Origin of the sequence: Pseudomonas neuropathica (assembly GCF_015461835.1) — a bacterium.
In the GTDB taxonomy this organism is placed as follows: domain Bacteria; phylum Pseudomonadota; class Gammaproteobacteria; order Pseudomonadales; family Pseudomonadaceae; genus Aquipseudomonas; species Aquipseudomonas neuropathica.
Genome location: NZ_JACOPX010000016.1, coordinates 146,942 through 161,276 on the forward strand (window position 1 = coordinate 146,942; position 14,335 = coordinate 161,276).

Here is a 14,335-nt window from a genome sequence, read left to right on the forward strand (position 1 = left end):
GCAATCGCACAGGGTAATTCCCTACTCGTTTACGCTATAATCCCGCCCTTTAGCTGTCACTCGCCCTGTGCGGGGGCACATCAATTTTCAAGGCGCATCGCGCCTGCACGCAGACTAAAGAGGCTAGACCCCTGTGGCATTGACGATTCTTGGCCTGTCCGGCGCCCTTAGCCATGACCCTTCAGCAGCCTTGTACATCGACGGCAAGCTGGTGGCGGCGGCTGAAGAAGAGCGCTTCGTACGCGATAAGCATGCAAAGAACCGCATGCCCTACGAATCGGCGAAGTTCTGTCTTGAGCAGGCCGGCATCAAGCCGTCCGACGTTGACGTAGTTGCGATCCCGTTCGCTCCGATCAGCCTGTTCGGCAAGGCGCGCTGGCACTACGCCAAGCGTTACTGGTACGCGCCGGATCGCGCCCTGGATGCGATCCTGATGGGCAACCGCCGCTACAAGCGCTACCGCAACAAGATTGTCTGGTGCCTGGAGCAATTGGGTTTTGATCCGAAGAAGATCAAGATCGAACCAGTCGAGCACCACTTGGCTCACGCCTCCAGCGCCTACCACTGCTCTGGTTTCAAAGAAAAAACCGCGATCCTCGGTATCGACGGCAAGGGCGAGTACGCCACGACCTTCTTTGGCTACGGTGAAAACGGCAAGATCCACAAGATCAAGGAATTCTTCGATCCGGACTCCCTCGGCGGCCTGTATGGCGCGATCACCGAGTTCCTCGGCTTCGAGATGCTCGACGGTGAGTTCAAGGTCATGGGCATGGCGCCGTACGGCGATGCCAGCAAGTACGATTTCTCGCGTCTGGCCTCGTTCGAAAACGGTGAACTGGTGATCAACACCGACTACGCCAACGTTATCGGCCTGCGCCGCTATAAAGAGAAGGGTAAAGGCTTCTACTTCTCGCCTAAGCTGATCGAGTGGCTGGGGCCGAAGCGCGAAGGCGATATTGCTGACGAACCGTACATTCACTACGCCGCGAGCATGCAAGCGCTGTTCGAGAAACTGGCGCTGCAGATGATTGATCACTACTTGGGTGACGTGCTCAAGGAAACCGGCAAACTGGCCTTCGCCGGTGGCTGTGCGCTGAACGTCAAACTGAACCAGAAAATCATTGCCCGCGACGATATCAAGGAGCTGTTCGTGCAACCGGCGTCCGGCGATGCCGGTACGGCGGTCGGCGCAGCAGCCTATGTGTCCCACGCCCGTGGCGTGCCGGTAGAAAAGATGGAACACGTCTACCTCGGCCCGTCGTACAGCAACGAGGACGTGATCGCCGCCTGCGCCCGTCACGAGAACAAGCCGGCGTGGCGCAAGCTCGATAACATGCCGGAACAGATCGCCAAAATCATGGTTGATGGTAATCCGGTGGCCTGGTTCCAGGGACGTATGGAGTTCGGTCCGCGTGCATTGGGCGGTCGATCGATCATTGGTTGCCCGAGCGTGGCCGGCGTGGCCGACCGCATCAACCATCAGATCAAGTTCCGCGAGCGCTGGAGGCCTTTCTGCCCGTCGATGCTCGACACCGTTGCGCCACAGATGATCAAGATCGATCATCCGGCGCCGTTCATGACATTCACTTTCGAAGTGGCGGACGAGTGGAAGACCCGTGTGCCGGAAGTCGTTCACGAAGATGGCACTTCTCGTGCCCAGGTCCTCAAGCGTGAATACAACCCGCGCTACTACGACATGATGAAGGCGCTGGAAAACCTGACCGGTAACGGCGTATCGCTGAACACCTCGCTCAACCGTCGTGGCGAACCGATGATTTGCTCGCCGACCGACGCGCTGAACATGTTTTTCGGTTCGGATCTGGAATACCTGATCATGGAAGATATTCTGGTCGTAAAAGAGGGTGTGAAAGGATACGAACTTGACTGAAACACTGATCAGCGTCGTCATTCCGGTTTACAACTATGCGCGAACCCTGCCACGTGCAGTGGAGTCGGTGTTGGCGCAGTTGGATGAAACGACGGCGGATCTGCTGGTCATCGACGATGGGTCGACGGACGATACGCCTGAGGTGGTCGAACAACTCCTGCTCAAACATGGCGGGCGTTTTCGCGCGCTGCGTAAAAGCAACGGCGGATTGTCGTCGGTACGCAATCGGGGGCTGGAAGAGACAACCGGGCGATATCTGGTGTTTCTCGACTCTGACGATGAAATGGCTCCCGGTGCATTGGCTGCGCTTGCGCAGCACATTGCCAGTCATCCGCAGACCCTTATGGTGATCGGTGCGCACTGGTCAGTGTTTGCTGACGGGCGCCGCAGCTTGCAGGCGGCCAGGCCTTTGCCTGTGACGCCCCGCCAGCGCCTGCAGGGTTATCTGCTGAACAAGACGGTGTCGATTTCCAACGGTGCCTGCGCGATGCACCGCGAGGTGTTCGCTCTGGGCAATTACCCGGAACATTTGCGCAACGTCGAGGACCTGCCAGTGTTTGCCCAAGTGCTGGCGCGCTACCCCTGCACCGTTCTGGACAAGCCTTTGGCGCTGATCCACAAGCACGCCGACAGCATGCGCCATGATTTGCGCCAGAGTCTTGCTGCCGGCACGGAGCAGGTCGTCAGCGAAGTGTTTTCCAGCCGAAGAATGCCCGAAGAAATGTGTGATCTGCGCCAGGCGTTTCTGGCACAACGCTGTTTGTCGCTGTTTCGCGACTGTTATTCCCATGGCGAGTACAAGCTGGCCAGGTCGTTCTATTTCCAGGCTTTGCGTGCAGACTGGCGGACGTTTTCACGCTGGTCATACACCCGCAAGGCTTTGCGGTTGCTGTTTCGGTAAGCGGGTCGCGGTGATGTGCGCGTACCTTGTAACGGATGTCGGTGAGGTGGCTGGGTGAAAGGTACGGGCGGTAGCGTGGCAACTCGAGTCTCCAGAATCATCGATAAATACCCGGTCTGGCTGGCGTTTGTGGGCAGCGCGCTGTTGTCGCTGATAGCCGTCCTGGGCACTGCGACAGTGGGACGTGATGCCGCGCTGTACATCGATATTGCGCAACAGGTCACCGAGCACGGGCCGAATGTGGCCTGGGCTGCTTTCGACTGGCCGTGGTTTTCTTTTCTGCTGGCTGCTACTCACACTGTGTTGCATTTGCCGCTGGAGCTGAGTGCCTATCTTTGGTGTGCACTCTTTTTTGCCGGCACCAGCGCGTTGATGGTCGACTGCGTTCGTCAGCGATCTGCGCAGGTTACCCGTTGGGCGTGCCTGGTGGTATTGGCCATGCCGGCGGTGAATGCCTTCCGAAACGACATCATCCGTGAATGCGGTTTCTGGTTCTTCTGCACACTGACGCTCTGGCTCGCGCTGCGCTGGCAAGCCCGTGGCGGCTGGTTGCGCGCGGCATTCATCCACCTGGCAATCGTCGCAGCAGCCTTGTTTCGGCTGGAGGCCTTATTGCTGGTGCCGGCGTTGGCTCTGTGGCAGTTGCCCAACCTGTGCTCATCTGGCCGACGGATGCAGTTTGCCCAGTTTTCGCTGCTGCCGGTTTTGGGGCTGCTGGCCGTTTCGGTCACCGGTGTACTCATGTCGGCGCGAGTGATGCTGTATCTGGACATGATTGCCCCGCACAGCGTGTTTGCGTCCTTTCAGATGCTGTGCGATCAGTTTGCCAATTCGCTCATCAACAAGTACTCCCAGGATGAAGCCGGGCGGATCATTTTCTTCGGCATCCTGGCGACCATGACCATCAGTTTCGTGAAGTTGATGGGGCCATTTGCTGTCCCGTTCATTCTGCGGCGCAACTGGGGGGTGCTAGGTGTCTACTGGCGCGACTATCGCCCTTTCGCCTGGGCGGCGTTGCTGTATCTGGTCGTGCTGGTGCTGTTTTTCATCAAGCAACAGTTCATGAATACGCGCTACCTGAGTTTTCTGAATCTGTTGTTTGTGCCCGCGCTGGCGATGGGTCTGGCGGCGTTCGTTCGCGAGTTCCCGCGGTGCGGCAAGTGGCTGGTGGCTCTGGGGCTGCTGGTGATGCTGTCGAACGTCATCTCCACCGGCGCCGGCAAAACCCATTACGTCGAGGCCGGGCGCTGGTTGTCGGCCCATGTCGAGCCAGGTGCGAAGGCGTATTTCGAGGATGGGCGGATCAGCTATTACGCCGGTCGTGGCTATGTGATACCGGTATGGACCGCAGAGGAAGCGATGTCGGCAGCGCATGCTGGCGACTATCAATATTTCCTCATCGAGGCCAAGGGTGACGAGCCTTGGCTGAATGAGTGGCTGGTGGCGCACAAACTGCGCATCCTTGAGCATTTCGCCAATCGCAAAGGTGCCACTGTAGTGGTCATCGGCCGCTAAGGTTTAACCGAGCAGCGGACGCAGGCGAGAGATCAGCGGCGCTTGCCGGTTGCTCGGCAGTGCCTGCCGATAGCCCTCGATAAACGTGTCGCCGGCGTCCTGGCCGAGCAGCCATTGGCGGTCTTCCTTGTAGCGCAGCAAATGCGCGAAGTTGCGCAGGCGTTTACTGTCACTGAGCGCGTGCTTCTGGCAGCGCAGGTCGGCAATATCGATCAGGCCCAAACGCTTGTCCGGGGTCTGCACGACGTTGCCAAAGTGCAGTGATCGAAAGTACACACCTTTGTCGTGCAGCAGGGCGAAGTACCCGCCTAGCTGGAATCTCAGTGTGTCAGCCTCTTCGTCAGTGCCTTGTAGCTGACGCACTGTATTGCCTTCCAGCGGGCTGTAATACACGCAGTCACGTTCGATGCTCGGGATGCGGTAGACCGCGATGACTTTGGGGCAGAGGATGCCGCGTTGTTCGAGGGCCCGGGTATTGTCGGCAAAGCGCTGCGCATAGGGGTAGAACAGCGCCGAACTGAGCAGCCGCTTGCGGCGGAACAGCTTGAGGATGCGTCCATCGGCCAATCTGAGCACCTTGTCGCCGGAACCGTCGGCTTCCAATACGTGTGCACCCTCGCGCAGTGCCTCGTAAGTGCTGTGATCAATCGATTGCATATCGGGCTCCCCATCATTAGCGGGGTATCTTAACCGACTTGGTCGAAGGCTGGCTTGAAGTCATGTTTATCGGGGCAAAAACGCGTGTGATATCATCGGCGCCTCACTGAATTGCGCGGATCACCATGAGCAGTCCTGAACCGAAAGCCCAGTCCACGCTGGCGATCTATTTCCGCCTTTTGGCTTACGTGCGGCCTTATGCCGGCCTTTTCCTTCTCAGCATCGTCGGGTTTCTGATCTTCGCATCGACTCAGCCGATGCTCGCTTACATCCTCAAATACTTTGTCGACGGTCTGGCCAATCCTGAAGCCAGTCTGTTTCCGGGCAACCCTTACCTGGGCAAGCTGCAGTTGCTCGAAACCGTGCCACTGATGATCGTCTTCATCGCGTTGTGGCAGGGCGTGGGTTCTTACCTGGGCAACTTCTTCCTGGCGCGGGTTTCCCTGGGCCTGGTGCATGACCTGCGGGTGGTGTTGTTCAATAAATTGCTGGAGTTGCCCAATCGCTTCTTCGACAAGAACAATTCCGGCCACCTGATTTCCCGGATCACCTTCAACGTGACCATGGTCACCGGCGCGGCAACGGATGCAATCAAAGTCGTCATCCGTGAAGGCATGACCGTGATTTTCCTGTTCTGCACACTGTTGTGGATGAACTGGAAGCTCACGCTGGTGATGGTCGCCATCCTGCCGTTGATCGGTTTGATGGTGAACAGCACCAGCAAAAAATTCCGCAAGCAAAGCAAGAAGATCCAGGTCTCGATGGGCAACGTCACGCACGTCGCGTCCGAGACCATTCACGGCTATCGCGTCGTGCGTAGTTTTGGCGGCGAGCAGTACGAAAAGGATCGCTTTCGCGATGCCAGCCAGAGCAACACCGACAAGCAGTTGACGATGACCAAGACCGGCGCGGTTTACACGCCGATGCTGCAACTGGTGACTTACAGCGCCATGGCGGTGGTCATGTTCCTCGTCCTGTACCTTCGCGGCGACGCTTCGCCGGGCGATCTGGTGGCTTACATCACCATGGCTGGCTTGTTGCCCAAGCCGATCCGTCAGTTGTCGGAGGTCAGCTCGACGATTCAGAAAGGTGTCGCTGGTGCCGAAAGTATTTTCGAGCAACTGGATGAACCGGCGGAAGTGGATCAGGGCACGGTCGAGCAAGACCGTCTCGAAGGCCGTCTGGAAGTGCGCAATCTGAGCTTCCACTACCCTGACACCGATAAAGCGGTACTCAACGACATCAGCTTCGTCGTCGAGCCGGGGCAAATGGTCGCTTTGGTGGGACGTTCGGGCAGTGGCAAGTCGACCCTGGCCAGCCTGATTCCGCGCTTCTATCAGCATGATCATGCGCAGGGCCAGATCCTGCTCGATGGCGTGCAGGTGCAGGACTTCACCTTGCGCAGCCTGCGTCGGCAGATTGCTCTGGTGACCCAGCAGGTCACGCTGTTCAACGATACGGTGACCAACAACATCGCTTACGGCGATCTGGCTGGCGCACCGTTCGATGAGGTCAAGCGAGCGGCCACCGAAGCCTATGCCGATGAGTTCATCATCAAGATGCCGCAAGGCTACGAAACCATGGTCGGCGAAAACGGCGTGCTGCTGTCCGGCGGCCAGCGTCAGCGCATCGCCATTGCCCGGGCGTTGCTCAAGGATGCACCGCTGCTGATTCTCGACGAGGCCACTTCCGCGCTCGATACCGAATCGGAGCGGCATATTCAGGCCGCCCTGGATCATGTGGTGAAGAACCGCACGACCCTGGTGATCGCCCACCGTTTGAGCACCATCGAGAAAGCCGACCTGATTCTGGTCATGGACGAAGGGCGCATTGTCGAGCGCGGCTCTCACGCACAATTGCTCGAACAAAACGGTTATTACGCCCGTCTGCACGCCAAAGAGTTTGAAGAGGGTGACGAGCCTCAGCCGGCGCACGCGACCGACGTATGCTGACGATGTTTCGCAGCTTTCGCGAGCGTGGCTGGACCGAAATCGACCGGGACAGCTACGCCCGCGCCTGGCAACGTTTCGGTGGCAGCTTTGCTACGCACCCCGAAGTCGTCGAGCGCTTGTCGACGTTCCTTGGCATCGAGTTGCGCTACCTGGGCTGGGTCGTTGGCGGTGATGTGCTGGCCGCCATCCCTTGCTGGGGGCGGCATGTTGCCTTGTCCAAGGAAGTGCTCAAGCGCGAGGGCAAGCGTGGCTTGCTGGACATGGGCAATGCGGAAATCATTCTGCCGATCGCGCCAGACGTCATCGTGCCGCTGCGCCAGCGCGTGGCTTATGTGTCCCAGCTCAATGCCGGGCAGATCAGCACGCTGAAGCCACAGCCTGAGGGCCTGGCGCTGGCCCGGTTGCCGGAAGAGTATTCGAAGAAATTCCGCTACAACCAGCGTCGCGAACAGCGGCTGCTGGAAGAGGCGGGCGGATCGCTGGTGCCGATGTCCGACTTTACGCCGCAGGAACAGGCTGCCGCTTACGGCGATTTGTTCCAGCGTCGCTGGGGCTTCGAGGTGCCGGGCAAGGCCGGGTTGGTTGAGGTCTTTACCTTGCTGCGCGAGTTCATGACCGGTTCGGTGGTGATGCTCGAATCGGCACCCGTGGCCATTCAGGTGCTGTACCGCGTCGAGGCCCCGCAATGGGTTTCGCTGGAATACATCAACGGTGGTGTCGACCCGCAGAGCCGCGAGTTCAGCCCCGGCAGTGTGCTGAGCTTCGTCAATACCCAAGAGGCCTGGGCGCACGCGCAAGCGCTGGGCAAACCTCTGCGTTATTCATTCGGTCGTGCCGATCGAGAGTACAAGGATCGCTGGTGCCACACGGTGCCGGTCTACAAGGTCTGAATTCATGAGCGCTCGCAAGCAACAGCTTCTCAAGGCCCATCGGCGCAACAAGCGTCTGTTCCTGATCGCCTTTGTGCTGGTGCTGTTGCTGATCGGCGTGCTGATCGCGTGGTGGCTGGTGCCGCTGTTGCTGGTGCTGGCCTGGGTCGCTCACGAGGCCTGGTTTGCCGACCATTTGTTCTACCGGCCTACCGACGACTATCGATACGACTTTCCGCCGCAAACCGCGCGGCAGGCCGTGAGTCTTGAGGGTGGCGTGGTAGGCCTGAGCGAACCGCTGGCGCTGGGCGAGACATTGGTACTCGAACTCGAAGTGAAGTCCACCTGGCTGGGGCGCTGGCTCGATCCCTATGTTGAGGTGGGCGATGATCGTCAGGATCTGGAACGGGGCGTCAGAGGGCGGCGTTTCCTCAATCTGTCGGGGCAGGGTGATGCACTGGCGCAAGGAACTCTGACGCTGCGTGGCCGATATTGCGTACCCGCTGCGACGGGCGTGTTGTGGGTCATGGCCAATCCGGACTACAGCCGCCAGCGGGTCATGATCATCGCGCCCCATGCCGATGATGCAGAACTCGCCGCCTTCGGTCTGTACAGTCGATGCGAAAACGTCAGCATCGTCACCCTGACCCAGGGTGAGATCGAGGCTGAAGACTTTCAACGGCTGGGCCTTGATCAAGCCGCAGCCGCTCGATTGAAGGGCCGCTTGCGCAGTTGGGACAGCCTGGTGATTCCGCTGTGGGGGGGCGTGCCTGCCGAGCGTTGTGTGCAATTGGGCTATTACTGCCTGCAACTGCCGTCGATGGCCAAAGCGCCGACCCAGGCGTTCGGCTCCCGGGAATCGCAGGAAAACGATATTCGCAGTGTGCGCCAGCATAACCCGTTGACCCTGCCCGCCGACGTTGACGGGCAGCCGACCTGGCAAAACCTGCTGGGTGATCTGACGGCCCTGCTTGAGCACTATCGCCCGGAAGTGGTCGTTACACCGCATCCTGAACTCGATCCCCACAGTGATCATGTAGCGTCGACCCAAGCGCTGCTTGAGGCTATCGAACGCAGTAGCTGGAAACCGGCGACCCTGCTGCTGTACGCCAATCACCTGCACGACAATGATCGCTGGCCGATGGGGCCTGCCGGTGCGGGTGTTGCGCTGCCTCCCGCCATCGAGCCGCTACCGGCTGATCGCCTGTGGAGTCCGCTGCTGTCGGCTGACGTGCAACTGGACAAAGCCATGGCGCTGGCCATGGAGCACGATCTGCAGGGCGGACAGGCGTTCAAACGGCAATTGCGCCGCAGGATCCAGCAGGCTCTGGCCGGCCGTCGCTGGCCTGAAACGGGCAGTAACGAGTTTTTCCGCAAGGCGGTCCGGCGTCACGAGTTGTTCTGGGTGCGCGACCTTTCAGATTGAGGCGGACGGCGCTTTACCCTGTGTTAATATCGCGCCCCTGTTCATTTTGTATGTGGGTTGCTCCATGAAGTTGTCCATGCCGCGTTTCGATCAAGCCCCGGTCTTGGTAGTCGGCGATGTCATGCTCGACCGTTACTGGCATGGCGGAACCTCACGGATTTCCCCTGAGGCGCCGGTGCCGGTCGTTAAGGTCGAGCAGATCGAAGACCGTCCGGGCGGTGCCGCGAACGTTGCCTTGAACATTGCCGCGCTGGGTGCGCCGGCGTCGCTGGTCGGTGTGACCGGCGATGACGAAGCCGCCGACAGCCTGAGCAACAGTCTCAAAGGCGCGGGCGTACGCGCTCTGTTCCAGCGCATCGCGCACCAGCCAACCATCGTCAAGCTGCGGGTCATGAGCCGGCACCAGCAACTGCTGCGTATCGACTTTGAAGAGCCGTTCGCCACCGACGCCCTGGCCCTTGGTTCGCAGGTCGACGACCTGCTCGAAGGCATCAAGGTGCTGGTGCTCTCCGATTACGGCAAAGGCGCCCTGAAAAACCATCAGGCGCTGATCCAGGCCGCCCGCGCGAAGAACATTCCGGTGCTGGCCGATCCAAAGGGCAAGGACTTCTCGATTTATCGCGGCGCCAGCCTGATCACCCCCAATCTCAGCGAATTCGAAGCCATCGTCGGCGGTTGCGTCGATGAGCATGAGCTGGTGAGCAAGGGCGCCGCCCTGATGCACGACCTCGAACTCGGTGCGCTGCTGGTAACGCGCGGCGAACATGGCATGACCCTGCTGCGTCCGGATCAGCCGGCGCTGCACCTGCCGGCCCGTGCCCGTGAAGTGTTCGATGTCACCGGTGCCGGTGACACGGTGATCTCCACCCTGGCGGCAGCGATTGCCGCCGGTGAAGACCTGCCCCACGCCGTTGCACTGGCCAACCTGGCCGCCGGCATCGTGGTCGGCAAACTCGGTACGGCCGCCATCAGCGCCCCGGAACTGCGTCGCGCCATTCAGCGTGAGGAGGGTTCTGAACGGGGTGTCCTGGGTCTGGAGCAGTTGCTGCTCGCCGTGGCCGATGCCCGTGCGCACAACGAGAAGATCGTCTTCACCAACGGCTGCTTCGACATCCTCCACGCCGGCCATGTGACCTACCTGGAGCAGGCGCGGGCACAGGGCGACCGGCTGATTGTCGCGGTCAACGATGATGCCTCGGTCAGCCGTCTCAAAGGCCCGGGTCGCCCGATCAACAGTGTTGACCGACGCATGGCGGTTCTCGCCGGCCTCGGCGCTGTGGACTGGGTGATCAGTTTCCCTGAAGGCACCCCGGAGAACCTGCTGCGTGAGGTCAAACCGGACGTGCTGGTCAAGGGCGGCGATTACGGCATCGATCAGGTAGTCGGCGCTGATATCGTCACTGCTTATGGCGGTACCGTAAAGGTGCTGGGACTGGTGGAAAACAGCTCGACAACTGCGATTGTCGAGAAGATCCGCAGTCGTTGATCAGATGAATTTTTACCGTTGTGTACTGCGTGTGAACGGATTTTGCCTTGGGGATTTTACCGTTTCCGTTGATGTAGGCAGCTTTGAATCCGATGCGCTTGCCTGCCTACGTCGCGTGGTCAATTAACCTATGAAAGTCATGCTCCTGGTGATGGACGAGCAGCGGGTCATTCTCGACCGGCTCTACGACATCGTGCAGCAGAACTGTGATGAGTGTTTCATCTATCGTTTGAGCAAAAAACAGCAGTTGAATCTGGGGTCGTTTCTGGCCTCGGTCGATTACCAGACCTTCGATCGCGTGGTGATTTTCTCCCGGGTCAAGCGTCTGGCCACGCAACTGCAGGTGCTCAAATGCATCCCCGGGCTGGTCTTCCTCGAACACGACGCCTACCAGAACTACATGCCAGCGAGTAAATACCGCGGCGTGTATTCACGGCTCTACCGTCGCCTGCCGAGTTGCCGGGCGCTGGTGTCCGGTGCCGTGGTCGCGCGCAAGATGCTTGCTGAAGGCATCGATACGGTGTTCGTCTCCAAAGGTTATGACGAGCAGATGTTGCACAATACCGGCGTCGAGCGGGACATTCCCATCGGTTTTCTTGGCAGCTTGAAAAGCACCGAATATGCCGAGCGCAAAGCCATGCTCGAGTCGCTCTCGCAGCGAACCGGGATGCTGGTGACCCGTACCAAGTCGGGTGCGGAATACCTGCAGACGCTCAATCGCATCAGGATTTTCGTCAGCGCCGACATCGGCATGAACGAGTTCATGATCAAGAACTACGAAGCCATGGCCTGCGGTTGTGTGCTGCTGGCCTGGAGTCAGGGCGAAGAAGACCGTCTGCTCGGCTTTGAAGACATGCACAACACCGTGTTCTACCGCAGCGAAGATGAAGCGGTGGAAAAGATCCAGCTGCTGCAGAGCGACCCGGAACTGGCAGAGCGCATCGCCCGCAATGGCCAGGAGTTCGCGCAAAGCCGTTATTCCTTTGCCCGTGTCGGTCAGGCACTGGCCACGGAAATCCAGCGTGAGATGCGACCATGGCAGCCGCCCTCGGCGTTCACGCGATTCTGGGTGAAGCTGCGTTACGGGATGAAGGTGCCAGTCTGAATGAAGGATCATCTATCGTCGCAACCCGGCGAGCACATGGCGCTGGATGCGCTGCCTGGTGGTGATCAGTCCGTTCTCGGGGCATTGCCCGCAGAGCTTCTCGACTGTCTGAACCGCGCGCCCCGGGTCGTGTTGATTGCCAACAACCCGGCCATCACCGCGGCGGACTTTCAGGCGCTGAACATTGGCGTCGATGACGTCGTCGTCAGCTTCAATACCTGCATCAAAGCGGCGCTGCTCAACAAGCAGAGCGTCAATGTCTTTGTGCATGGCTACAACGCGCCGGACGCGTATTTTTTTGGTCTGCCTTACGCGCCGCCGGTACAGCAAATGTTCGAGCAGGCGAGCGAACGTTGTTTCAGCATGCTGGTGGGCTGCGCCGCACCAATGTGTCCCCTGCCACGCGTGGCCATGTATTGGGATCGCATTCCACTGCCGCCACTGTGGAACTACCCGGTCGATCGCCCGGGTGGCAAGCGCTACGTTGGGCCTTCTACCGGTTTCAACACGCTGGTGTTGTTCGACTGGTTGCGCGCTCATGCCGGTTATGACTATCAGCTCATGACCCTGGGGTTTTCCAACGAAGCAGGAAAACTGTGGGGCGGCCATGCCTGGGACTATGAGCGTGACTGGCTGCAAAAGTCGGACATCATCGTGGTGCCGCTGCAACCCCGTCGCTGGTGGCAAAAACTGTTTCGACAGAAGTAAGCGACATCGTCTGTCCGGTTGCCAGCAGGCCCGAACTACTTTCAAAAGGTGCTGTTGAGTGTTGAAAATTGCCGTGGCTTTTTTCGGGATACCGAGAAATTCGCCGATCTGTTTCCCCTCCATCGAGCAGAATGTGCTGGCGCAGTTGCCTGCAGGCAGCGACGTAAAGTGCTTCTACCATCTGTACAAGATTGATGAGGTGCAGAACTCGCGATCCGGCGAGAAAGGCGAATTGGCGGCGGACAACTACCAGCCTTTCGAATCGATGACCGGCGCGCTTACCTCGACCGAGGGCGTTCTGGAGCGCTGGGATTTCGAGCAGGTCAAAGCTCAGGGTGACACCTGGGCCGATGACTATGCGTCGTTGCGCAATTTGATCTATCAGCTCAACTCATTGCACACCGTGACCACCATGATCGAATCCTTCAAACCGGATTTCGTCGTGTTCGTGCGTCCGGACAATTTCTTTCACAGCGCATTGCCTGGCTATATCTTCGCTCATCCTGAGGTGCGCCAGCACAACGCTTATATTCCTGACTGGCAATGGTGGGGCGGTTTGAACGACCGTTTTGCCGTGTGCGGGCGCGACACGTATGTCGCGTACGGCAAGCGGATCGAGCGCATTTTCGATTTCTGCAAGGCAACGGGCAGAAAGCTGCATTCCGAACGCTTGCTCAAATATGCCCTGCAGCAGGTCGATGCCAAAATCTGCACGCTGCCGACGCAGGCATCGCGGGTGCGCATTACCGGTGCATTTGCCGAAGAATCGTTCTCGCCCAAGCGTGGCATGGGCAAGCGCGAAAACCGCTACTTTCATTTCTTCGCCGGGTTGCGTACCTGGTGGGACCGTCGCCGCTAAACCGTTATTTGCCGGTTTTCTTGCCCAGACCGACCAGTCGCAGCGCCTTGATACTCAGTTGCTTGAGTCCCTGACGCGGGGCTTTCGCCGGTTGCAGGCCCTGCTGCACCAACCAGTCCTTCCAGCGAATCCGCTCTTCGCGCACAACCCAGCCGGTTTGTGTGGCAAAGCTCTCGGCCAGATAAAGACCCCGGGTGCTGGCCGGTACCAGTTTGTCGCGCTTGAGCGTGTACAACTCTGCCAATGGCGCGCCGTCCTTGAGTGGCATCAAGTACAGGTCGGGCCGTTTGCGGTCGAGTCGGGCCACCAGTTGATCACCCTCCAGGCGTTCGTCGACGTGGAACAGGCTCAGGGACTTGGCTTCCTTGGGCACATCCAGACGCAAGTCGTAGATCAATTGCAGCGATGCGGTCGGCAGATGCACGTAGGCCCGTGGGCGTTCGAGCAATTGCAGATTGGCGCTACGTATCGGTCGCGCTGAGCCGGACAACGGGGTCAGGCGAAACGGCAGCGCTTCGCGATAATGCAGTGCAGCGGAGTAGGGCGCCGGCAGCCAGGTGTCGTTGAAACGTCCACCGAGCCAGCCTTCCGGTGTTTCCAGCAAACACTCTTCGGCAATTTCCTGAATGGCCGTGTGTAGCGGAATATTCAGTTCATGCGCCGGCACGTAACCGGAAATCAATTTGAGCACGACGTCGCCACGATCCTGACGGCGCTGGCGCACCAGCACCCAGTAATCGCGATTCTGCCAATGCAGGGTCAGGCGCACGGAAACCCCGAGGTTGGCCAGTTCCAGCGAGAAGCGCTCGGTGTCAGCCACGCTCACCGGTTTACGCCGCTGCAAGGTCTGCGCAAAGTTCAGCGGCATGCCGACGCTCTGGTAGGTCAGACCTTCGGGGGTGGCTTCGACGTACAACGGCAGGGTCTTGAAGTTGCTCGGGTTCTTTCTGATGAGCGTGCGCGGCATAT

At 59.4% G+C, this 14,335-nt stretch carries 12 protein-coding genes; 10 read left to right on the plus strand and 2 right to left on the minus strand.

The annotated features are described in order from the left end of the window. Positions 1-133 precede the first annotated feature (133 nt). The 3 genes from H8F23_RS22925 to H8F23_RS22935 all read left to right on the plus strand — a co-directional run bounded on the left by H8F23_RS22925 (position 134) and on the right by H8F23_RS22935 (position 4,304). The gene (locus tag H8F23_RS22925) at positions 134-1,888 is read left to right on the plus strand and encodes a carbamoyltransferase family protein (protein WP_093430132.1); all 1,755 of its coding nucleotides are present in this window, start codon (positions 134-136) and stop codon (positions 1,886-1,888) included. Then, positions 1,881-2,789, plus strand: coding sequence for a glycosyltransferase family 2 protein (locus H8F23_RS22930; protein WP_194935869.1), 909 nt, complete (start codon positions 1,881-1,883; stop codon positions 2,787-2,789). Before H8F23_RS22925 ends, H8F23_RS22930 begins: the two co-directional genes overlap by 8 nt. Before the next feature lie 75 nt (positions 2,790-2,864). Further along, positions 2,865-4,304 (plus strand): hypothetical protein, encoded by a 1,440-nt coding sequence (locus H8F23_RS22935; RefSeq protein WP_324187896.1) that lies wholly within the window; start codon positions 2,865-2,867, stop codon positions 4,302-4,304. Between the two features lie 3 nt (positions 4,305-4,307). Here the strand turns inward: H8F23_RS22935 and H8F23_RS22940 are convergent, their stop codons facing one another. Further along, the gene (locus H8F23_RS22940) at positions 4,308-4,961 is read right to left on the minus strand and encodes a toluene tolerance protein (protein WP_194935871.1); all 654 of its coding nucleotides are present in this window, start codon (positions 4,959-4,961) and stop codon (positions 4,308-4,310) included. A 125-nt stretch (positions 4,962-5,086) separates the two neighbouring features. Between H8F23_RS22940 and msbA the strand changes: the two genes are divergently transcribed. From msbA to H8F23_RS22975, 7 genes are all read left to right on the plus strand, one after another. Next, complete coding sequence (gene msbA, locus H8F23_RS22945) at positions 5,087-6,913, plus strand: lipid A export permease/ATP-binding protein MsbA (protein WP_093430136.1); 1,827 nt, start codon at positions 5,087-5,089, stop codon at positions 6,911-6,913. Beyond that, entirely contained in the window at positions 6,907-7,803 is an 897-nt protein-coding gene (locus tag H8F23_RS22950; protein ID WP_186621211.1) for a GNAT family N-acetyltransferase, read from the plus strand. Before msbA ends, H8F23_RS22950 begins: the two co-directional genes overlap by 7 nt. A 4-nt stretch (positions 7,804-7,807) precedes the next feature. Then, positions 7,808-9,208, plus strand: a complete 1,401-nt coding sequence (locus H8F23_RS22955; RefSeq protein ID WP_194935872.1) for a PIG-L deacetylase family protein — start codon at positions 7,808-7,810, stop codon at positions 9,206-9,208. A 64-nt stretch (positions 9,209-9,272) separates the two neighbouring features. Then, positions 9,273-10,694, plus strand: coding sequence for a bifunctional D-glycero-beta-D-manno-heptose-7-phosphate kinase/D-glycero-beta-D-manno-heptose 1-phosphate adenylyltransferase HldE (hldE, locus tag H8F23_RS22960; RefSeq protein ID WP_093430139.1), 1,422 nt, complete (start codon positions 9,273-9,275; stop codon positions 10,692-10,694). A gap of 130 nt (positions 10,695-10,824) precedes the next feature. Further along, on the plus strand, positions 10,825-11,799 hold the full coding sequence (locus H8F23_RS22965; RefSeq protein ID WP_095047266.1) for a glycosyltransferase family protein: 975 nt from the start codon (positions 10,825-10,827) through the stop codon (positions 11,797-11,799). After that, positions 11,800-12,507, plus strand: a complete 708-nt coding sequence (locus H8F23_RS22970; protein WP_194935873.1) for a hypothetical protein — start codon at positions 11,800-11,802, stop codon at positions 12,505-12,507. Positions 12,508-12,565: 58 nt separating this feature from the next. Further along, positions 12,566-13,366, plus strand: a complete 801-nt coding sequence (locus H8F23_RS22975) for a hypothetical protein (RefSeq protein WP_194935874.1) — start codon at positions 12,566-12,568, stop codon at positions 13,364-13,366. A gap of 4 nt (positions 13,367-13,370) precedes the next feature. Here the strand turns inward: H8F23_RS22975 and H8F23_RS22980 are convergent, their stop codons facing one another. Then, entirely contained in the window at positions 13,371-14,333 is a 963-nt protein-coding gene (locus H8F23_RS22980; RefSeq protein ID WP_093430143.1) for a metal ABC transporter ATPase, read from the minus strand. Between the last annotated feature and the right edge of the window lie 2 nt (positions 14,334-14,335).

What these genes read in the sequence shown, in the direction of transcription:
- H8F23_RS22940 (WP_194935871.1), bottom strand. Translation starts at nt 4,961, where the DNA reads ATGCAATCGATTGATCACAGCACTTACGAGGCACTGCGCGAGGGTGCA.
- H8F23_RS22950 (WP_186621211.1), top strand. Translation starts at nt 6,907, where the DNA reads ATGCTGACGATGTTTCGCAGCTTTCGCGAGCGTGGCTGGACCGAAATC.
- H8F23_RS22980 (WP_093430143.1), bottom strand. Translation starts at nt 14,333, where the DNA reads ATGCCGCGCACGCTCATCAGAAAGAACCCGAGCAACTTCAAGACCCTG.
- H8F23_RS22965 (WP_095047266.1), top strand. Translation starts at nt 10,825, where the DNA reads ATGAAAGTCATGCTCCTGGTGATGGACGAGCAGCGGGTCATTCTCGAC.
- msbA (WP_093430136.1), top strand. Translation starts at nt 5,087, where the DNA reads ATGAGCAGTCCTGAACCGAAAGCCCAGTCCACGCTGGCGATCTATTTC.
- H8F23_RS22955 (WP_194935872.1), top strand. Translation starts at nt 7,808, where the DNA reads ATGAGCGCTCGCAAGCAACAGCTTCTCAAGGCCCATCGGCGCAACAAG.
- hldE (WP_093430139.1), top strand. Translation starts at nt 9,273, where the DNA reads ATGAAGTTGTCCATGCCGCGTTTCGATCAAGCCCCGGTCTTGGTAGTC.
- H8F23_RS22970 (WP_194935873.1), top strand. Translation starts at nt 11,800, where the DNA reads ATGAAGGATCATCTATCGTCGCAACCCGGCGAGCACATGGCGCTGGAT.